The sequence below is a fragment of the Luteitalea pratensis genome (assembly GCF_001618865.1).
In the GTDB taxonomy this organism is placed as follows: domain Bacteria; phylum Acidobacteriota; class Vicinamibacteria; order Vicinamibacterales; family Vicinamibacteraceae; genus Luteitalea; species Luteitalea pratensis.
This window is the reverse complement of record NZ_CP015136.1, coordinates 5,697,429-5,718,189: the sequence shown is the minus strand read 5'-3', so window position 1 is coordinate 5,718,189 and position 20,761 is coordinate 5,697,429. Positions and strand designations below refer to the sequence as shown.

The window sequence follows — 20,761 nt, the reverse complement described above, 5'->3', positions numbered from 1 at the left end:
ACTTTGAAATTCTGAAATTCTGAAATTGATTGTTTACCTGACGATGAGTTCCCCGCTCATGTCCTCGCAGCCGGGATCGATGCGCATGCTGCAGTAGAACGGAAACCGGCCCACTTCGTCGGCACGGAACTCGAGCGTCACGCTGCCCCCGGCCGGGATGCGCTTCTGGATGCGGTAGGCGTCGATCGTGAAGCTGTGATCGATGTCGGCTGACGTGATCGTGAGGCGGACGATGTCGTTGCGTCGCACGTCGATGATTTCGGGATCGAACTGGAACTTGCGCGCCGTCATCGTGAACTGCCGGCGGCCGGCGACGTCGTCGGGCTGCGCCAGCGGCACCACGCCGCACAACGCAAGCAAGCGTCCGAGCCACCTGCGACGGGTCGTCATTCCGGTACTCATGGACTTCCAGAGATACAACGAAAGCCCCCAAAACGAGAAAAGCGCATCCGGGAGGGGATGCGCTCTTTCGTGTTGCGTTGCCGCGATTCACCGCCGGACAAGTCCGGCGGCTAGACACGGTCATTCACGTCGTGATGCCAGGGCCGACGGTCGAATGCCGACGGCCGACGGCGACTTGTCCGCCGTAGCCTTGGCGGAGGCGGAAGCCGCTTACGCCTTCGGCTGCTCTTCCTGGAGCAGGGCCTTGCGGCTCAGGCGAATCTTGCCCGAAGGATCCACGTTGAGGACCTTGACGAGGAGTTGTTCGCCTTCCTTGAGTTCGTCACGCACGTCCTTGACGCGGTGCAGGGCGATCTCGGAGACGTGCAGCAACCCGTCCACACCGGGCATGATCTCGACGAACGCGCCGAAGTCGGCGATGCGCTGGACCTTGCCCATGTAGGTCTTGCCGATTTCCGGCGTCGCGGTGAGCTCCTGGATGATCGCCAGCGCTCGAGCCGCGGAGGCCTCGTCGTTGCTCGCCACGTTGACCCGGCCATCGTCCTCGACGTCGATCTTCACGCCGGTGCGTTCGATGATGCTGCGAATCATCTTGCCGCCGGGTCCGATGACGTCACGGATCTTGTCGACCGGGATCTTGATCGACACGATGCGCGGCGCGTACTGCGAGGTCTGCGCACGCGGTCCGGTCAGCGTCTCGGCCATCTTGCCGAGAATGAAGAGGCGTCCGTCGCGCGCCTGCGCGAGCGCCTGCCGCATGATCTCCATCGTGATGCCGGAGACCTTGATGTCCATCTGCAGCGCGGTGATGCCCGCGGCGGTACCGGCGACCTTGAAGTCCATGTCGCCGTAGTGATCCTCGGCGCCAGCGATGTCGGTCAGGACCGCGAACTTGCCGGTGCCTTCGTCGAGGATCAGGCCCATCGCCACGCCGGCCACCGGCGCGCGCAAGGGCACGCCCGCGTCCATCATCGCCATCGCGCCGCCGCACACGCTGGCCATCGACGAGGAGCCGTTACTCTCGAGGATGTCCGAAACGACGCGGACCGTGTAGGGGAACTGCTCCTCGGTCGGCATCACCGGCGTAAGCGCCCGCTCGGCGAGCGCGCCGTGGCCGACTTCACGACGGCCCGGGCCGCGCATGAAGCCCGTCTCGCCGACCGAGAACGGCGGGAAGTTGTAGTGGAGCATGAACCGCTTGTACGTCTCGCCGTCCATGGTCTCGATCTTCTGCTGATCGTCGGCGGTGCCCAGTGTCGCCGTGACCAGCGCCTGCGTCTCGCCGCGGGTGAAGACCGCCGAACCGTGGACGCGCGGCAACACCGTCACTTCCGACCAGATCGCGCGAATCTCGTCGAACTTGCGGCCGTCGAGCCGGTGACGGCGCTGCAGGATCTCGTCGCGCAGCACCTTCTCCTTCAGGCCCTTGAAAATCTTCTTGGCCTCGAGCCGGCGCTCGACTTCGGCCTCGGGCACCGAGGCGACCAGGTCGGCCAGGACCTGGTCGACGCGGCCGTAGCTCTCCAGCTTCTCCTTGATCCGCATCGCCTCGGAGAGCGGCACGTACACCTTCTCCTCGACCTCTCGGTAGAAGTCGTGGTTCGCCTCCTTGGCCGGCATGACGATCTTCTTCTTGCCGGCGGCCTTGGCGAGGTCGTCGATGGTGGCGACGATCTGCTTGATGGCGGTGTGCCCGGCATCGAGCGCGCCCACCATCTGCTCCTCGGTCACTTCCTGCGCCCCGGCCTCGACCATCATCACGGCGTCGGCGCTGCCGGCGATGATCAGGTCAAGGCTGCTGGCCTTGCGCTGGGCGAACGTCGGGTTGATGACGTACGCGCCGTCCACGAAGCCGACGCGGACGCCGGCAATCGTCTTCTGGAACGGCATCTCTGACAGCGCGAGGGCGCAACCGGCACCGGTCACGGCGAGCACGTCCGAGTCGTAGTCGGTGTCGGCCGAGACGACCATCGCGATGATCTGCGTCTCGAACGCCCAGCCGGCCGGGAAGAGCGGACGGACCGGCCGATCGATCAGGCGGCTCGTGAGCACTTCCTTCTCGGTCGGCTTGCCTTCGCGCTTGAAGAAGCCGCCGGGGATGCGACCCGACGCGTAGGTGAACTCGCGGTAGTCCACCGTCAGCGGCAGGAAGTCGATGCCGACGCGCGGGGACGCGGCGTGGCACGCCGTGACGAGCACGACCGTGTCGCCCATCCGGACGAGGACTGAACCGTCGGCCTGCTTCGCGAGCTTGCCGGTTTCGAACGAAAGAGCTCGGTTGCCGAGCTCGAGACTACGTGTGTGCATGGGGTTCCCTGTCATGTCAGTGGCCAGGGGACCTGTTTGCCCTGGCGGTGTGCGGTGTGACGATTGCGCGAGTGGGGCCGCGCGGCGGGACGGCTGCCGGGCCTGCCACGGCCGCGCGCGGTGTGAGCGGCCGGTCAAATGCGAAAGGGACGGGAGCCTGCTCCCGTCCCTTTCGTGGTGCCGCTACTTCCGGATGCCGAGCCGCTTGATGAGCTGCGCGTAGCGTTCCGTGTTCTTCGCCTTCACGTAGTCCAGCAGGCGTCGGCGCTGTCCGACGAGCTTCAACAGGCCGCGACGCGAGTGGTGGTCCTTCGCATGCGTCTTGAAGTGCTCGGTCAGATAGGTGATGCGTTCGCTGAGGATGGCGACCTGCACTTCCGGGGAGCCGGTATCGCTCTCGTGCTGGCGGAAATCCTCGATCAGGTTGGTCTTGCGGTCCTTCGTCAATGCCACGGTGCTGCCTCCACGATCGGCCCAGAAGGTCCCTCTCGGGCACCGGATCCGTCGTCGTCTTGATGGATGGTCGGATGACGCCGGTCGAACGGGCGTCAGCGAACTACGAATGATAGCTGATTCAGTGGCCCTTTCGCCAGTCGGCGGACGATGATGCCCTTACCGCAGGACGATGTCGGCGTGGAGGCTGGAACCGGGTGGGGAGGGGGGAGCCAGGGCCACGAGGGCGCCCGCCTCGTCGAGCAGCCTGACCCGCTCCGCCGGGACGTCGACGAGTGTTGCCGTCTGGCCAGGGGTCAGGGCAACGGCGCGGCCCGCGAGCACCCACTGGACCTGCCCATCATCGAGCGTCAGGGCGGGCCAGGTGCCCAGCGCGGCGGACATGGGCTCGCACAGTTTGAGAAACGCCTCCGGCGACGCCTGGACGACCTCGGCCAGCGAGTGGGCGTCGGCGATCGACCAGGAACCGCTTCCGGTTCGTTGCAAGGCCGCGAGGTGCGCCGGGACACCCAACCTGGCCCCGAGGTCCCGGGCGAGGCTGCGGACGTAGTATCCGGCCGACACGTCGAGGTCGAGGAGGGCCACGTGCGAACCGGCGTCCCAGCCCACGAGCGAAAGCGCGTGCGCGGTCACCTCCACGGGGGGCAGGTCGACCACGTCGCCGCGCCGGGCCAGCACATAGGCCCGCTCCCCGTCGACCTTCTTGGCCGAATACGCCGGCGGCACCTGCGCCTGCATGCCCACGAAGGTGGCGAGCGCATGGGCGAGCCGGGGTTCGTCCAGCATCCGCAGCACGTCGGGGGAGGCCGTCTCGATGACCGCGCCCATGCGATCGCCGGAGTCGGTCGCCGCGCCGAAGGCGACCGTCGCGCGGTATCGCTTGCGGCCCGCCGTGAGGAACTGCGACAAGCGTGTCGCCTTGCCGATCACGACCGGCAACACGCCCGTTGCGAACGGGTCGAGTGTGCCGGTGTGTCCGACGCGGGTCTTGCGCGGCAATCGTCGCCGCACCGTCGCCACGACGTCGTGCGACGTCATGCCTTCGGGCTTGTCGACGATGAGGATGCGGTCGAGGGCGGGGATCACCTGAGAGCGTCGCGCAGCAACGGCAGCAGTGCGGTGCGGACCGTCTCGATCGGGTCGGTCGACGTGAAGCCGCTGGCATTCACGTGTCCGCCGCCGCCAAAGCGCTGCGCCACGGCGCGCACGTCGATGGCGCCCTTCGAGCGCAGGCTGACTCGGGTCACGCCCGCTTCGTCGCTGCGCAGCATGCACACGGCGCGGACGTCCAGCGCCGTGAACGGGAGGTTGATGAGGCCTTCGGTCTCGTCCGGGGACGAGCCAGCGCGGGCATGGACGTCCGGGGTCAGCGTAAGCACGGCGAGGCGCCCCCCGGCGTCGAGTTGCATGTCGTGCAGCAGTTGGCCGATCAGGCGCACGCGTCCGAGGCTGAAGCTGTCGTAGGCCGTCTGGCCGACGTGCACCGGATCTGCGCCGGCGAGCACACAGCGGCGGGCGAGTTCGAAGCTGCGGGCGGTGATGTGCGAGTGCCGGAAGCTGCCGGTATCGGTACTGAGACCGAGGTACAGGTAGGTCGCGATCTCGCTGGTCCACGCGATGCCGATCGCGTCGATCGCATCGGCCACCAGTTCCACGCACGCCGCCGCACCCTCGTCGAACCAGTTCACCGTGCCGTAGCCGGTGTTGCCCAGGTGATGGTCGATGTTGACGATCGTCGTGGCGCGTTCGAGTCCGGTAATTCCGGTCCGCGTCAGCGCGCCGGACTCCATGACGATCACCGTGGTACCCGAGGCGTCGACCTCGGGCACGATCTCGAGCGTGTCCATGCGCGGGAAGGCGAGGAACGCCGCCGGGGCAGGGTCGCTGCTGACGGTGCGCACCTGACGGCCCCGGAGGCGGAGCGCGGCCGCCATTGACATCACCGAGCCGATCGAATCGCCGTCCGGACGCGCGTGCCCGCAGAGGATGACCGGGCCGTCCGCGCGCAGCGCGTCGATCAACGCGCGCGGCACGGCCGCCGAGGTCTCACTGAGTGTTGTCATCGGGGGTGGTCTCGGCCTGCTCGCGCTTCTCGCGCTCCGCGCGCTCGGTGGCGATCTCCTGCAGCAGCGTCGCGACGCGTTCCTGCCGCTCGACGTTCTCGTCGTAATGGAAGCGGACGTCGGGCGCACGCCGCATGTTCATGTCTTCGGCGAGGCGGCGCCGGACAAACGCCGTCGCGCGATCGAGCGCCCGGGCCGTCTTGGCCCGCTCCACCTCGTCGCCGACGAGGGTGTAGTACACGTGGGCCAGGCCCATGTCGCCCGTCAGCTTGACGTGCGTGACCGTCAGGAGCCCCACCGCGGGATCCTTGACTTCGAATGACAGCAACTGGCTGACATGGTCCTTGATGTGGTCAGCGATGCGATCGGCGCGAGAACCGGAACCCTGCATTGCACCATTCTACGAAATGCCGCGATGCCGGGAATGCCGGAATGCCGGAATGGCAAGAATGGCGGGAGCGGGCGTCGACATCCCGCATGGCGCCATGGGTGAGGTAGGGACGGCCGTCCCGGCCGTCCATGGCTGCTGCCAATGCGTGTGCGGAGAGCGAGATCGCGGAGATGGACGGCTCGGAGAGCCGTCCCTACCTGACGGCTACCCCGGAATGGTGACCGCGACCTCTTCGGAGACGAACACCTCGATGATGTCGCCGACCTTGACGTCGTTGTAGCGCTCGAAGGTCATGCCGCACTCGAGGCCGTTCTTGACCTCGGAGACGTCGTCCTTGAAGCGGCGCAGCGAACTGAGCTTGCCGGTGTGCACCACGACGCCGTCGCGGAGCAGGCGGGCCTGCGCATCGCCCGAGCGGCGAATGACGCCCTCGGTGACCAGGCAGCCGGCCACGGTGCCGGCCTTCGGCGTCTTGAACACCTCGCGGACCTCCGCCATGCCGATGCGGGCGTCCTTGAACACCGGTTCCAGCATCCCTGCCATCGCCGCCTTCATCTCGTCGGTGACGTTGTAGATGATGGAGTGGAGGCGGATGTCGACCTTTTCGCGGTTGGCCAAGGCCTCGGCGTTGCGGTCGGGCCGGACGTTGAAGCCGATGATGATCGCTTCTGACGCCGTCGCCAGCAGCACGTCGGACTCGTTGATGGCGCCGACGCCCGAGCTGATGACGCGCACCTTGACGCGCTCGTCGCCCAGCTTCTGCAGCGAGTCGGCCAGCACCTCGGCCGAGCCCTGCACGTCGGCCTTGATGATCAGCGCCAGTTCCTTCACGCCGCCTTCGGCGATGTGCTTCTGGAGCGTCTCGAGCGTCATCCGCCCGCCGCGCGCCCCGAGCGACTTCGCCTTGGCCTGCTCCTCGCGGAACATCGCGATCTGGCGGGCCTTGGCGACATCCTCGACCGCCTGGAACGTATCGCCAGGCGTCGGCACGCCACCCAGGCCGAGCACTTCGACCGGCGTCGACGGGCCGACCTCGCGGACACTGCGTCCGCGGTCGTCCTGCAGCGCCCGCACCTTGCCGACGATGGTGCCGACCAGGACGGTGTCGCCGACGTGCAGCGTGCCGTCCTGGACGAGGACCGTCGCCACCGGACCACGGCCGCGATCGAGCTTGCCTTCGAGCACGGTGCCCGAGGCGTTGCGGGCCGCGTTGGCCTTGAGGTCGCCGATTTCGGTGACCAGCAGGATCATTTCGAGCAGCTGATCGAGGTTCTGCTTGGCCTTGGCCGAGACCGGCACCATCACCGTGTCGCCACCCCAGGATTCGGCGAGCAACCCGATTTCGGACAGCTCACGCATGACCCGCTCGGGGTTGGAGTCCGGCTTGTCGATCTTGTTGATCGCCACGATGATTGGCACCTTGGCCGCCTTGGCGTGGTCGATCGCCTCACGCGTCTGCGGCATGACGCCGTCGTCGGCCGCGACCACGAGGACCACCACATCGGTGACCTTCGCGCCGCGCGCACGCATCGTGGTGAAGGCCGCGTGACCGGGCGTGTCGAGGAACACGATCTTGCGATCGTTGAGTTCCACGGCGTACGCGCCGATGTGCTGGGTGATGCCGCCCGCTTCGCGCTCCGCGACGCGGGTCGTGCGAAGGCTGTCGAGCAGCGTCGTCTTGCCGTGGTCGACGTGGCCCATCACCGTGACCACCGGTGCGCGGGTCTCGCGATCCTCCGGACGGCTGACGCCTTCCTCGAACTCGACGATCTCTTCCTCGAAGGACCGCACCTCGACCTCGGCGCCGAACTGGCGCGCGAGCATCGTCGCCGTGTCGGCATCGAGGGTGCTGTTGATCGTCATCCGCATGCCCTGTTCGAGGATCACGCGCATGACGTCCTTGACCTTGGCCTCGAGCTTGTCGGCCAGGTCCTTCACGGTCATGCCCTCGGCGAGGGTGATGATGCGGGTGATCGGCGGCGGAGCCGCCGGACCCTGCACCACCGGTGCCTCGATGCGCGTGCGACGACCGCCGCTACTGCGCCCACCGGGGCGAGGCCGATGGCCACCCGGCGCTCCACCGGGCCGGTAACCGCCGCCGGGCTGCGGCGGCCGCGGGAACTGTGCGGCACCGGGACGCTGCCCGGGCTGCACCATGCCGGGGGCACCCGGAGGGCCACCGAGCGGGCGACCGCCAGGACCGACGACGCCAGGAGCGCGGCCGATGTTGGCGTAGGTGGGCTGATAACTGGGCCGTGCGACCTGCGGCAGCGGCGAGCGGATCGGCTGCGACGGCAAAGGTCGAGGGCCTCCAGGAAGCGCCGCGCCCGGAGGCAGCGGACGGGGCCCGGCGGTCGCCGGGCGGGGTGGACCAGCCGGACCGGCGGTCGGCGGCATGGGCGCACGACGAACGGGCGGTGGCGGTACGGGCGGTGCCGGACGCGCGGGCCGCATCGGCGGCGCGCTGACCTGGCGATTCGGATCCTCGACGCGCAGGCGCAGGGAGGAGGGCACCTGACGTGCACCGGTCGGGTCGATGTCGTCCTCGCCCAACGCCGAGGCACTGGCGTCGGTGGCCTCGGCCGCAACCGGAGCGTCGACGATCGGCGCGGGCGGCGGTGGGGCAGCGACAGCTGTTTCGGGCTCCGGGGCGCGTTCGACGGCCGGCGCGGCCTCGAGGACCGGGGCCGGGCCGTTGAACGCCGCGGGCGGAGGCGTCTCCACGGGCGCGCTCGTCTCCCGGGCGTCGGGCTCGTGGGTGTCGACGGCAGCCGCCGTTGCCACGGCGGCCGGGTGAGCCTCGAACGCCGGCGGGTGTGCGACCGAGGCCGGAGCCTCGGCGTACGTCCCCGACGCGGCGGGCGCTCCGGGCACCTTCAGCGCCTTCACCAACCGCGGCGGTGGCAGCGGGGCGACCTTGGGCGCTTCGGGAACGGCCGGGCCCTTGCCAGGCTGCTTCTTGGCCATGCCGGGCCGCTGCGGCGGTCCTTCGTTGAACATCTGCGCGGCCGGTGGGAGCGAGATATTGCGCTTGCGCGCGTGTCGCTCCACGAACTGCCTGGCCACCACCTCTTCGATGGTGCTCGAGGCAGAACGCACCTCGATGCCCGCCTCCACCTTCAGGAGATCCATGACCTCCTGGCTGGGTGCGTTCAGCAGTTCCGCGACTTTATAGATCCGGACAGTCGACAACGTGTCCCCTTCGTTCCTAGGGCCTAGTCCTGCTTTGCCTCGCCGACGCCATCAGCGTCCGGGCCTTCATCGAGCCCGTGCGGCGACGCATCCCCGACCGGCTCGTCCGGACCGGCCGAGGCGGTTTCCGCCTCGACCTGCTCGGTGGCCGTCTCGACGCCCATGTTGGGATCGAACAGGGCGTCCATAGCCGCGGCTCCCGTGAGGGGCACCTCGGCCTGACCCTCGGCGACGGCGTTCCAATCGAACCCCGCCAGCTGGGCCTCCACTTCCTTGCGCTTCTCTTCTTCGCTCTTGATGTCGATCTTCCAGCCCGTCAGCTTGGCGGCGAGGCGAACGTTCTGCCCCTTCTTGCCGATCGCCAGCGAGAGCTGCTTGTCCTCGACCACCACTTCCATCACCCGATCCTGGTCGTCCACGATCGTCACGCGCTGGACGCGGGCCGGGCTGATGGCGTTCATCACGAACTCCACCGGGTCCTCTGAGAACTCGACGATGTCGATCTTCTCGCCGCGCAGCTCGCGAATGATGGCCTGCACGCGCGTGCCCTTGATGCCGACGCACGCGCCGACCGGGTCGACGTCGCGCTCGCGGCTGTACACCGCCACCTTCGCGCGATCGCCGGCCTCGCGGACGGCGCCGCGGATCATCACCGTGCCGTCATAAATCTCCGGCACTTCCTGCTCGAACATCTTCACGAGCAGCGCCGGGTCGGTCCGCGACAGGATGACCTGTGGTCCCTTCAGGTTCTCGTTGACGTTCTTGATCACCGTCCGCACGCGGTCGCCGATGGCGTAGTTCTCCGCGCGCGACTGCTCCTTGCGCGGCAGGCTCGCCTCGATGCGTCCGAGCTCGACGATGATGTCGCCCTGCTCGAAACGCTTGACGGTGCCGGTGACCACCTCGCCGACCCGCGACGAGAACTCGTCGAACACGTTGCGCCGCTCGGCCTCGCGGACCTTCTGGAAGATCACCTGCTTGGCCGTCTGCGCCGCGATGCGTCCGAGCTTTTCCTTGCTCTTCGGGAACTCGATCTCGTCCTCGAGCTCGATCCCGGCCGCGTATTCCTCGCCGTACACGCGGTAGATGTCCTGGGCGTCGCCGAGCGAGATCTCGGTCGCCGGGTTCTCGACCGTCTCGACCACCTTCTTCACGGCGAGCAGTTCGACGTCACCCGTCTCGTAGTTCAGGCGCGCCTTCAGGTTCTCGCCGTCCTTGCCGTAGGACTTGCGCGACGCCGTGAGCACGGCTTCCTCGATGGCCGTGATCACGATGGCCGGATCGATGCCACGCTCCTTGGCGAGCGACTCAATCGATTGCACGAGCGGATTGGTACTCATCTGCGTCTAGAACTCCACCTCGAGGCGGGCCCGACTGATCGCCACAAGCGGAATCCGTCGCTCCTTGCGACGGCCCACCTGCAGGATGACGGCCTCATCCTCCACGCCGGCAATCCGGCCTTCGAAATGCGTCTGACCCTCTACACCTGCCGGCACCACCAGCTTCACGAGCCGACCGCTGAACCGCCGATAGTCGTCGGCGTGGCGCAGCGGACGGTCGAGGCCCGGTGACGACACCTCGAGGGTATAGGCGTGGTCGAGCACGTCCTCGACGTCGAAAATCGTGCTCAGGTCCGTGCTCACCCGCTGACAGTCCTCGATGCCGATGGACTGTTCCGGCGTTTCCACGACCACGGCACCATCGGCATCACGCTGCTGCGGTCGATCGATGACGACACGCAGCACCCAGCCACTCGACTCCCGCCGTAGCTGGATGTCGAAGATGTCGAGCCCGCAGGATCCAGCGACCCGTTCGGCCACCGTCCGGACGCGCTCCAGGCGCGTTTCGGTTGTCACGTCGACGAGACGGCAACCCTGAAACACAAAGAGTGGGCAAAGCGGCCCACTCCGGAAGGGTAGCCTGAACTCCAATCGTGGACTGTACCACGATCGCGTGGCCGCTTGGTAGGCCCGCCAGTACGCCCGACCGGGCCAAAGGCGCCGCCTCGAAATGCCGAAATGCTGAAATGCCGGAATGTCGAAACCCAAGTGCTGGAAGCTGCCTGCCGAAAGCCGACGATCTCGACATTTCCGCATTCCAGCCTTCCAGCATTACAAGGTCGGTGCTTCTACTGGTCGGACGATGAGGTCGTAGCCCGACGCGTCCACGATTTCGGCGTCGACGAATGTGCCGGCCGGGTACTCGGTCGGGTCGCAGTCGGTGAAGAACACGACCGGATCCACGTCGGGCGCCTGGCCCGGCAGCCGACCCTGCAGCACCAGCTCGTGCTCCTTGGACGGGCCGTCCACGACCACCCGCACCTGCTGCCCCACGCGCGCCTTCTGTCGCCGCGCCACGATCCGCTGCTGGATCTGCATGACGCGCCGCTGCCGCCTGCGCTTCACCGCGGCCGGCACATCGTCGACCAACGCGGCGGCCGCCGTGCCCTCCTCGTGCGAGTACGTGAAGACGCCGACGTGGTCGAACTCGACGGTCTTGACGAAGTCCACGAGGTCGTCGACGTCGGCCTCGGTCTCGCCCGGGAAGCCGACCACGAACGTGGTGCGCAACGTGACGCCCGGGAGCGCATGCCGGAGGTTCGCAAGCAGCGTCTCGTAACTGCGGCGCGTGCCCGGCCGGCGCATGCGCTTGAGCATCGCCGCCGAGGCGTGCTGCAGCGGCAGGTCCACGTAGCGCACGACCTTGTCGCAGGCCGCCATCGCGTCGATCGTCTCGGCGGTGATGGTGGTGGGATAGAGGTACAGCAGCCGGATCCACTCGAGGCCGTCGATGGCGTTCAACGCCCGCAGCAGCCGGCCGAGCGCGCCGCGATCCTGGCGGTCTCGATCGATGCCGTAAAAGGTCGTGTCCTGGGAGACGAGCAGCAGTTCCTTGACCCCGCGCGCGGCCAGCGCGCGTGCCTCGGCCACGACCGACGCTTCCTCGCGGCTGCGGTATGCGCCACGCAGCTTCGGGATGATGCAGAACGCGCAGTTGTAATCGCAGCCTTCCGCGATCTTCACGTACGCATAGTGGCCGGGCGTGGTGAGCCGGCGCGGCGTGGTCGCGTCGTACAGGTAGGTGGGGAGTACCTCGGCGTCACGATGTCTCGCCGAGGTGCGATCGGCCTTCGGCCCCGGGCCTTCGGCCTTCGCAACGGGACTCGAGACGCCTTCCGGGGGGGCGCTGGCCGCGGGCCGCTGGCCGAGGGTCTCCGCGCTTCCATCCGCGCCACGCCTGAACAGGCTCAACGTCGCAGGTGCGGCGGGCTGTCCATCAATGGCACCGACGATGCGATCGACCTCGCCGGTGCCGAGGATCGCGTCGATCTCGGGAATCTGCGTGCGCAACTCCTCGCGGTAGCGCTCGGCGAGGCAGCCGGTGACCACCAGCCGGCGTGCCCGGCCGTCAATCTTGTGCTGGGCCATCTCGAGGATGGTGTTGATCGACTCCTGTTTGGCCGAGTCGATGAATGCGCACGTGTTCACCACCAGCACGTCGGCCTCGGTGGCTTCGCCCGTGATCTCGTGCCCGGCACGTTCGGCGAGCCCCAGCATGACCTCGGAGTCGACGAGGTTCTTGGGGCAGCCGAGGGATATCAGACCAATCTTCATGAATGCCTAACGCCTAACGATTGACGATGGATGGTGCGTCGAGCTGAAGCTCGACGCCCACAGTCGTGCCCGGAGGGCTCCCACCATGGTCAGCCCTCGCCGTTGCAGGGCGTCACCCTGCTGCCGCGCCAGGCTCTGAACCCCGACCGCGCCGCCGAAGTCTGTAGCCGTCGACCTTCAGGTCGACGGTCAGCGTCGAGCAAGCTCGACGCCTACGAATCAATTCGTGCAGCCGGTCCCCGGTCCCCGGTCCCCGGTCCCCGGTCCCCGGTCCCCGGTACCCGGTGCTCGATTTCCCGGTACCCGGATTACGGATACAGCCTGTACAACAGGCGCGGGTAGGGGATGGTCTCGCGCACGTGCTCGAGACCGCAGATCCACCCGACGACGCGTTCGATGCCCATGCCGAAGCCCGCATGGGGCACCGATCCGTAGCGGCGCAGGTCGAGGTACCACTCGAACGCTTCCTGCGGCAGTTGGTGATCCTTGATCCGCTGCAGCAGCAGGTCGTAGTCGTCAAGACGCTGGCCGCCGCCGATGATCTCGCCATAGCCCTCGGGCGCGAGCATGTCCACGCACAGCGCCAGATCCAGTTGCTGCGGATCGGGCTTCATGTAGAACGCCTTGACCGCGGCCGGGTAGCGATGCACGAGCACGGGACGGTCGAACTGCCCGGACAGGACGGTCTCGTCCGTGCCGCCGAAATCACCGCCCCATTCCACCGGCAGGCCCGCGCCCTTCAGCCGCTCGATGGCCTCCGTGTAGGAGATCCGCGGGAACGGCGTCCTCACCGTCTCCAGCTTCGACGTGTCCCGTTCGAGCTGCGCCAGTTCGGGCCGACGCTTGTCGAGCACACGCGCGACGACCGATTCCACCAGGTGCTCGGCGAGATCCATGGCGTCGTCCAGGGTCGCGTAGGCGACCTCTGGCTCGACCATCCAGAACTCGGTGAGATGCCGCCGGGTCTTGCTCTTTTCGGCGCGGAACGTCGGCCCGAAGCAGTACGTCTTGCCGAGGGCCATCGCGTTGGCCTCGTTGTACAACTGCCCGCTCTGCGTCAGGTATGCAGTCGTGTCCTCGAAGTACTGGACGGGGAACAGCGTCGTCGTGCCCTCGCAGGCCGAGGGCGTGAAGATGGGCGTGTCGGCGAGGATGAAGCCGCGATTGTTGAAGAAATCGCGAACCGCGTCGATGACCTCGTGCCGCACTCGCAGCACCGCCTGCTGGCGCTGCGATCGGATCCACAGGTGCCGGCGGTCCATCAGGTAGTCGACGCCGTGTTCCTTCGGCGTGATCGGGTAGTCCACCGATTCGGAGACGACCGTGAACCCGGACCCCGTCAGCTCGAATCCACCCTTGGCCCTCGCATCGGCCCGGACGCGGCCGGTGACGACGATGGCGGTCTCCTGGGTGAGATGGTCGGCCCGGGCAAACAGTTGCTCGCCGATGTCGGCCTTCGACATCACGACCTGGATGAAGCCGGTGCCGTCGCGAACGATCAGGAAATGGATCTTGCCGCTCGAGCGGCGGTTGTGCAGCCAGCCGCGGAGGGTGACGTCCTGACCGTCGAACTGGGCGATGTCCTGGATGTAGGCAACGGGCGGCATCAGAACCTTTAATTATGAATTAGGAAGTTGGATTTACCAAACCAGCAGCAGGTGGCCTGCAGCCTACCGGCTACGGGCTACCGTGTCCGGTACCCCAGCCGTGGTGAGCGGTGCGCTCGTTCCCCCCGGTACCCGGTACCCGAAACCCGGTATCCGGCCCTGCCTACTCTTCGCTGAACGAGAACGCGTCTTGCCCGAGCAGCGATTCGATGCGCCGTCGCACGCCGCCGGCGCGATGCAACGTCGCCGACGGCCCGTCGGCGGCTGCAGCCAGCTCGAACATGAGGGTGCCGTCGTAGCCGACCTTCTGGAAGGCGATCAGCAGTTCGGGCCAGTCGATGACGCCATCGAACGGCAGGAGATGGTCGTCCTTCCGGCCGCCGTTGTCGTGCAGGTGTGTCGTGACGAGATAGCCGGCCACGGTCTCGAGGGCCTCGACGACGTCGCCTTGCAGCCGCGCATGACCGACATCCAGGCAGATGCCGAGCCCCGGCAGGTCTTCGTCCTCGATGAGACGAACCAATTCGCGGGCGGTCGAGAGGGCATTGGGAATCACCTCCACCGCGAGCCGCACGCCAACGCGTTCGGCCACCGGCACGAGGGCGTCGAGCGTCTTCAGCACCGCATCCCGCTGGTTGTCTCCGGACGGCGGCGCGTATTCGTCGGGAACGCCGAGGTGCAGCACCAGGTAGCGGAATGGCGCCACCGTCGCCAGTTCGAGCGCCTTCGTGCACTCGTCGATGGTGCGAGCGCGATGCGCGGCCTGCGCCGACGCGGTGGAGAACGGCGGCCCCCACGTGGTCCCGTGCAGGAACTCGGTGATCGGCGCGTGGATGCTGTGCAACCGGATGCCGGCGGCTGCACACCACGACGCCAGGTCGCGGCCCGCCTGCAGGTTGTGGTAGTCGAGATGCGACCGGGTGGCGAAGACCTCGACGGCCGTGAAGCCGTGTGCCGCCATGGCCTCGAGATGCGCAGGCCCGAGCGATTCCGCGTGGAACAGGTGCGTGGAGAGGCCGAAGTCCACGGGGCGAATGGTACGAGGAAAAGCGCGATCTTGCCTAGCGCAGCTCGTCGACGTGGGCGGCCAGCAGGTCGTGCAGGCGACCGAAGGCCCGGTAGCGCGCCAGGTTGTTGCGAACGTAACGCAACGTGCGCGGCATGTACTGGATGTACACCGGATTCTGCTTCGCCGTCGTCTGGTAGCCGAACGTGCCGAGTGCCTTCAGGTTGCGCTGCAGCGACATGAGGTCGAAACGCTCGCGGAACTCGGCCTCCGCCTCGGGCCGACCGCTCAGCGCGAGGAAGTAGGCCAGCAGCCAGTTCACCGTCGAATCCGACAGATCGACGTAGGAGTCGCGTAACAGCGACGCGAGGTCGTACGTGTCGGGGCCGAGGCGCGCATCCTGGTAGTCGATCAGGTACAGGCGCTGCTTGTGCAGCATCAGGTTGCGGCTGTGGTAATCGCGATGGCACAGGACGCGGGGCTCGGCGGCGAGCCGCTCCACCATGAGCCGCAGTTCGATGCGAATCGCCGCCAGCGTCGCCTCGTCGAGTTCGACGCCGCGATACCCGAGCAGGTAGTGCTTGAGGAAGAACTCCATCTCCCATCCGAGCTTCGCCTCGTCGAAGGCGATGCCGTACGGGAGGTAGATGTCCGAGGCGAGTTGCGCGCCGCGATGCTGCAGCGCCGCGATGAGGCGCACCGCTTCTCGATAGAGCTTGCCGTGTTCCTCGGAACTGGCGAGCCCGAGATGGGCCTGCAGCGTGACGTCTCCGAGATCCTCGAGCAGCAGCAACCCGAGATCCGGCGCTTCGTCGAGGATGTCCGGGACGGGCACGGGCATCTGATCGAGCAACCGCGTCACGTTCAGGAACGGCAGGCTGTCGTCGAATGCCGCCGGGTAGGCAGCAAGTACCATCGTCTGCCCTTCGGGCGAGATCAGGCGGAAATAGCGCCGATCCGAGGCGTCGCCGGTGAGCGGCACGACGCGCACGCCGCGGGCGCGCTGCCCACTCCTCCCGAGATACTCCTCGACACGCTCCTGGAACGAATCAGCCACTGCTCGTCCTGTCATTCTCGGCTCCGTGAGCCGTCCTCGCCAACCTGCACCGACGCTCGCCGCGACGAACGCGCCGAGCATGGTAGCAGGTCGCACCTGATGCCTCATGCCTGATGCCTAACGCCTGACGGGTGACGCCAGCGACGGACGCCGAACGCACAACGCTGAACGCCGAAGGAAAAAGGTCAAAGGTCAGAGGTCAAAGGCCGAAGGCCAAAGCCGCACGGTTCAAGGTTCGAGGTCGTCGAGTAGCGTCGACGTCAGGCGACGACGTTCTCGAGGCGTGTGCCGGCAGCGAGGGGCGCGTGGCCCGTGACGACGACGTCGTCCAGGACGGCGCCCGAAGGGACACGAGCGCCCGGCCAGACGATGCAGCCGCGCAGGCGGGCATCGGCGGCGACCGTGGCGAGGGGATCGATGACGTTGCCATCGGCGTCGCCGGCCAGTGCGCGGCACGTACGGCGGTAGTCCTCGACGGTCCCCACGTCGTCGAAATGCGCGTCGAAGACCGCCCCGCGCACGGCACCTGGCTCTGTCTTCATCAACAGCGGGTACACCTCGAGGACGCTCTCGGACAGCACGCCGTCCGGCAGGGCGGCGAGCACCGAGCGGTGCACGATCTGGATGCCGGGGAAGTGCACGCTCGGCACCGCACTTGTTCGCGGCACGAAGGCGGTGACCGCGCCGGCCGACAGGAGTCGGGAGTCGGGAGTCGGGAGTCGGGAATCGGGTCCCCGATACCGGGTATCAGGGGCGGCATCGGGCGCGTCGATGACGACACCGCCGTAGCGGCCAGGCTGCGGGTGCGGCATCAGGCCGAGCGTGACGAGTGCACCGCTGGCCACGTGCGCATCCCAGAGCGCACGGATCGGCAGGTCGCACAAGGTGTCGCCATTCACGATCAGGAGCGTGTCGGCGTCGACGAGCGGCATCGCGTGGCGCGGCCCTCCGGCCGACCCGAGGACGCGGGGCTGTTCCCATGAGTAGCGCACGCGCAGGCCACACTGCGATCCATCACCGACCTCCCGGGTGATGGTGTGTGGAAGGTGGTGAAGGTTGAGCACCGCCTCGCGGATGCCGGCGTCTGCCAGCCGGCGCAGGATATGGCAGGCGAGCGCATCGCGGCCGACCGGCATCGCCGGTTTGGCGCGGTAGTCGCTCAACGGCCTGAGCCGCGTGCCGAGGCCGGCCGTGAGCACCAGTGCCGGAGGCGGCCAGGCGGTCATGGGCGGAAAAGCATGTGGGGGCCGAGGCCGAGGGCGGCGCCGCGCTCCCCGTGCAGGCCGGCGTACGACATCGTCAGGTACTGGCCGGGCGTGAAGCCGAGGGCCTCGGCCAGCGCCGTGATGCGGTCCGCCTCGCCTTCGAGTTCGACGAAGACGCCCACCGGTGTCTCGTCGATCGCGACCACGCAGGACGCGTCACCGAACTCTTCCCGATATTTCTGGTAGCGGAAGGCGACGCGATAACCGAGCGCCTCGAGGATCGCCCCTGTCCTCGTGGCGTCAGCGGTGGCAGTCTCGATTTCCGGCCGCACCTTCATGACGTCGGGCAGGGGCTTGCCCTTGAAGGTCATGATCGCCTGCTGGCCGTCGCGGCGCAGGCGCAGCGCGCAACTGCGCGCGCGCAGGCTGCCGTCCGGGGTGTCGTAGAGCGCGTCGTCCTGGAGGCGACGCCGACGGAGTGCCGGGAGGCCGAGCGCGCCGACTGCGGCACGCGCGGCCTCCACGGATGGGTACTCGAGCTTGATCTCCCGCTCGATCACTAGTCCTTGCGAATGGCGAAGCCGAGTTCCTGGCCACCGCGCATCACGAGGATGCGGGCGAGGCGACCGCTGCCGATGGCCTGCAGCTTCTTGCTGGCATCGGCGGCGCTCTGGACCGGCTGCCCGTTGACCTGCGTGATCACGTCGAAGCGGCGCAACCCACCCTCGGCCGCCGGGCTGCCCGGATCCACCTCGCTCACGATCGCGCCCGTGGTGCTGCGTGGCAGTTCCAGCCGACGCGCGACGTCAGGGGTGATGTCCTCGAGGCCGATGCCAAAGCCCGCCGTCTCCTCGACGGCGCTTTCCTCTTCGGCCGGACCGGACTCCGCGTCCAGGTCGAGTTCGCCGATGGTGACGTTCACCCCGGTGCTCTTGCCCTCACGCATCACCTTGACGGGGACCGTCGAGCCGGGCTTCGTCCGCGTCACCATGTCCACGAGCTGGTCGCGGTTCTTCACGGCCTTGCCGTTGAACTCGACGATCACGTCGAGGGCCTTGATGCCGGCCGTGGCCGCGGGCCCGCCCGCGGTGACGGCGGACACGAAGGCGCCCGACCGGCTGGTCAGGCCGAGATCTTCGAATGCCTCGGCACCGACAGGGGCGATGGTGACGCCGATCATGCCGCGCGTGACCTTGCCGGTGCGCAGCTGCGGCACCAGTTCACGCACCAGGTTGATCGGCACGGCGAACCCGATGCCCATGTTCGATGCCTGGGCGCGGTCGCTCAGGATGGCCGTGTTGATGCCCACCACCTCGCCACGCACGTTGAGCAACGGGCCGCCGGAGTTGCCCGGGTTGATGGCCGCGTCGGTCTGGAGCATGTTGACGCTGCGCTGCGGCGCGACCGGGAACGGCCGGCCGAGGGCGCTGATGACGCCGACGGTCACGGTGTGGTTGAAGTTGAACGGGTTGCCGATCGCCACCACGAAGTCGCCCGGCTGCATCTGATCCGAGTCGCCGAACTTGACCTGCTGGAGCGGCGTGCCGGGCTTCCTCAGCAGCTGGATCAGGGCGCTGTCGGTGAGCGGGTCGCGACCGATGATCTTGGCCTCGAACTCGATGTCGCTCTCGTCACCGAAGAAGGCGACTTCGATCTTGTTGGCGTTTTCGACGACGTGGTTGTTGGTGAGGATCAGCCCCTCGGCGGCATCGATGATGAAGCCGGTGCCGGCGCCCTGTGACTGCGGCGCCTGGCGCTGCCGGCGGTTCGGACGGGCGCCCTGACCCTGCCCCTGTCCCTGGCCCTGACCCTGCTGCCCCTGGTCCGGGAAGAACCGCCGCAGGAAGTCCTCGCCGCCGAAGAACTCGGTGAGTTCTTCGGTACGTGGCGTGGACTCGGTCCGGATGTTGACCACGGCCGGGGACATTTCGCGGGCGATCGTCCGGAACGTCGTGGCGTCGATCGCGCCGGAGATCGGCGCGCTGTTGGCTGGCGGCGCGACAGTCAGCGGCTGCGCCGACGAGGTGGGCGACAGGTCGAGCCTCGACGCCAGGACCATGCCGATGGCCACGGATGCGATCGCCAACAGGACGGCGTAGAAGAGGGTGGTCTTGCGAGTGGACATGCGTGGACTCCGTCAGTGTGCCAGCGTCGTGATGGCGGCCTGTCGCGGACCGCTCACACGAGCCTCGGTTCCCAGAATGACGACGTTGATCTCCGTTCGGACCCCGAACGTCGGAAAATACAGGCCCGGTTCGATCGTGAATCCCGAACCCGGCAGCAGCTGCCGTTCATCGCGCGTCTCGTAATCGTCGAGGTGGGCGCCATTTCCATGGACGCTCTCACCCAGGCTATGGCCTGTGCGATGCAAGATCACGTCCGCATACCCATCGTGCACCAGCACCTCGCGGGCGGCGCGATCGACCTCGAATCCGCGCGCGTACCGGCCGGCGTCGAGAGCGGCCTGGACGGCACTCACTGCCGTGTCGCGCGCGCGAGCGATGGAGTCGAAGGCGCGCGCCATCTCGGGCGGCACGGTCGCTCCCGTGTAGGCCACCCACGTGATGTCGGCGTACACGGCACCCAAAGCGGCTTGCTTGGCCCACAGATCAAGGAGCACGAGCTGGTCGCGGCCGATGGGCTGATGTGACGAAGCGGTCGGCAGGTAATGCGGATTGCCGGCATTGGCCATCACGGCCACGACCGGCGGGTCGGAGCTGATGAGCCCTTCGTTGGCGAACCAGTCGACCATCTGCTGCTGGAGCGCGTACTCGGTGATGGTCTCGCCCCCCGTGGCAACCGTCCGCAACACCTCGAACGCCCGATCCTTGATCCGGTACAGGGCGGCGGAGGCGGCCTCGTGGGTGGCGATCTGGACCGGCGTCCAGACGGCCTCGAACTGCTGCACCAGGTCGCCGGACGAGACGACGGTGACACCGCGCTGGCGGACCGACTCGAACGTCCCGGCATCCACTCGCGATAGGTAGGGAATATCGCAGCCGGGCGAGTACTCCATCGCGATTCGGGAGGCACCGGCGAGCATCGCGTCGAGCCCCTCGTCGAGCGACGCCCGGCCCGCGTACGGCTGCATTGTTCCGGGCAATCCGTCCAGGTTGTGGCGCTCGATGGCGTGAACGAGCCCTCGTGGTTCGCCGGCGGCGGGGATGTAGTAGTACCAGCGCCGGGTGGTCATCTTCGCCGCGTGCGTCAGGCCTGCCAGCGATTGCGCAATCGGGTTGGACCCGTGGAAGTCGTAGAGCAGCCAGCCGTCCAGGCTGGCCGCCGCGAGACTCGCCTGGACGGCGGCGATGTCGAGAGGCATCAGGAAAGTATACGGCGGGCTCGGCCGTCCAGGGGCGGCAGGCGTCTTATAATCCCGAGTTGGCCCGCGCTGATGCCAGCGCGCTTTCGGAGACGCTGTGTCCCCCATTCCGGGCCCCCACGCGTTTGTCCGCGGTACTGCT

At 67.7% G+C, this 20,761-nt stretch carries 17 protein-coding genes; all 17 read right to left on the bottom strand.

Annotation, left to right across the window (positions count from 1 at the left end):
- Positions 1 to 33 precede the first annotated feature (33 nt).
- Positions 34 to 390: a cupredoxin domain-containing protein gene (locus tag LuPra_RS23955; protein ID WP_157899607.1), complete on the bottom strand. Its 357-nt coding sequence runs from the start codon at positions 388 to 390 to the stop codon at positions 34 to 36.
- A 222-nt stretch (positions 391 to 612) separates the two neighbouring features.
- The gene (gene pnp, locus LuPra_RS23950) at positions 613 to 2,709 is read right to left on the bottom strand and encodes a polyribonucleotide nucleotidyltransferase (protein WP_110173100.1); all 2,097 of its coding nucleotides are present in this window, start codon (positions 2,707 to 2,709) and stop codon (positions 613 to 615) included.
- Positions 2,710 to 2,892: 183 nt separating this feature from the next.
- A complete protein-coding gene (rpsO, locus tag LuPra_RS23945) occupies positions 2,893 to 3,156 on the bottom strand; it encodes a 30S ribosomal protein S15 (protein WP_418001419.1) in 264 nt (87 codons plus the stop codon).
- A 165-nt stretch (positions 3,157 to 3,321) separates the two neighbouring features.
- Positions 3,322 to 4,248: a tRNA pseudouridine(55) synthase TruB gene (gene truB, locus LuPra_RS23940; protein ID WP_110173098.1), complete on the bottom strand. Its 927-nt coding sequence runs from the start codon at positions 4,246 to 4,248 to the stop codon at positions 3,322 to 3,324.
- The gene (locus LuPra_RS23935) at positions 4,245 to 5,225 is read right to left on the bottom strand and encodes a DHH family phosphoesterase (RefSeq protein ID WP_110173097.1); all 981 of its coding nucleotides are present in this window, start codon (positions 5,223 to 5,225) and stop codon (positions 4,245 to 4,247) included. The genes truB and LuPra_RS23935 overlap by 4 nt, the downstream gene beginning before the upstream one ends.
- Positions 5,209 to 5,616 carry a 30S ribosome-binding factor RbfA gene (gene rbfA, locus LuPra_RS23930; RefSeq protein ID WP_110173096.1) on the bottom strand — a complete coding sequence of 136 codons (408 nt, stop codon included), beginning with the start codon at positions 5,614 to 5,616 and terminating at the stop codon, positions 5,209 to 5,211. The genes LuPra_RS23935 and rbfA overlap by 17 nt, the downstream gene beginning before the upstream one ends.
- Before the next feature lie 204 nt (positions 5,617 to 5,820).
- Positions 5,821 to 8,808 carry a translation initiation factor IF-2 gene (gene infB / locus LuPra_RS23925; RefSeq protein ID WP_110173095.1) on the bottom strand — a complete coding sequence of 996 codons (2,988 nt, stop codon included), beginning with the start codon at positions 8,806 to 8,808 and terminating at the stop codon, positions 5,821 to 5,823.
- 23 nt (positions 8,809 to 8,831) lie between these two features.
- Positions 8,832 to 10,148 carry a transcription termination factor NusA gene (gene nusA / locus LuPra_RS23920; RefSeq protein ID WP_110173094.1) on the bottom strand — a complete coding sequence of 439 codons (1,317 nt, stop codon included), beginning with the start codon at positions 10,146 to 10,148 and terminating at the stop codon, positions 8,832 to 8,834.
- 6 nt (positions 10,149 to 10,154) lie between these two features.
- On the bottom strand, positions 10,155 to 10,664 hold the full coding sequence (locus LuPra_RS23915; protein ID WP_162472816.1) for a ribosome maturation factor RimP: 510 nt from the start codon (positions 10,662 to 10,664) through the stop codon (positions 10,155 to 10,157).
- Positions 10,665 to 10,919: 255 nt separating this feature from the next.
- On the bottom strand, positions 10,920 to 12,422 hold the full coding sequence (gene rimO / locus LuPra_RS23910; protein WP_110173092.1) for a 30S ribosomal protein S12 methylthiotransferase RimO: 1,503 nt from the start codon (positions 12,420 to 12,422) through the stop codon (positions 10,920 to 10,922).
- Between the two features lie 308 nt (positions 12,423 to 12,730).
- Positions 12,731 to 14,029, bottom strand: a complete 1,299-nt coding sequence (gene asnS / locus LuPra_RS23905; RefSeq protein ID WP_201792165.1) for an asparagine--tRNA ligase — start codon at positions 14,027 to 14,029, stop codon at positions 12,731 to 12,733.
- A 163-nt stretch (positions 14,030 to 14,192) separates the two neighbouring features.
- A complete protein-coding gene (locus tag LuPra_RS23900) occupies positions 14,193 to 15,056 on the bottom strand; it encodes a sugar phosphate isomerase/epimerase family protein (protein WP_110173090.1) in 864 nt (287 codons plus the stop codon).
- 34 nt (positions 15,057 to 15,090) lie between these two features.
- Positions 15,091 to 16,107, bottom strand: a complete 1,017-nt coding sequence (locus LuPra_RS23895) for an aminoglycoside phosphotransferase family protein (protein ID WP_157899606.1) — start codon at positions 16,105 to 16,107, stop codon at positions 15,091 to 15,093.
- Between the two features lie 245 nt (positions 16,108 to 16,352).
- Complete coding sequence (locus LuPra_RS23890; protein WP_110173088.1) at positions 16,353 to 17,318, bottom strand: nucleotidyltransferase family protein; 966 nt, start codon at positions 17,316 to 17,318, stop codon at positions 16,353 to 16,355.
- On the bottom strand, positions 17,315 to 17,857 hold the full coding sequence (gene cyaB / locus LuPra_RS23885) for a class IV adenylate cyclase (RefSeq protein ID WP_110173087.1): 543 nt from the start codon (positions 17,855 to 17,857) through the stop codon (positions 17,315 to 17,317). The genes LuPra_RS23890 and cyaB overlap by 4 nt, the downstream gene beginning before the upstream one ends.
- Positions 17,857 to 19,422, bottom strand: a complete 1,566-nt coding sequence (locus LuPra_RS23880) for a trypsin-like peptidase domain-containing protein (RefSeq protein ID WP_110173086.1) — start codon at positions 19,420 to 19,422, stop codon at positions 17,857 to 17,859. The genes cyaB and LuPra_RS23880 overlap by 1 nt, the downstream gene beginning before the upstream one ends.
- Positions 19,423 to 19,434: 12 nt before the next feature.
- Positions 19,435 to 20,619: a M24 family metallopeptidase gene (locus tag LuPra_RS23875; RefSeq protein ID WP_157899605.1), complete on the bottom strand. Its 1,185-nt coding sequence runs from the start codon at positions 20,617 to 20,619 to the stop codon at positions 19,435 to 19,437.
- Positions 20,620 to 20,761 lie beyond the last annotated feature (142 nt).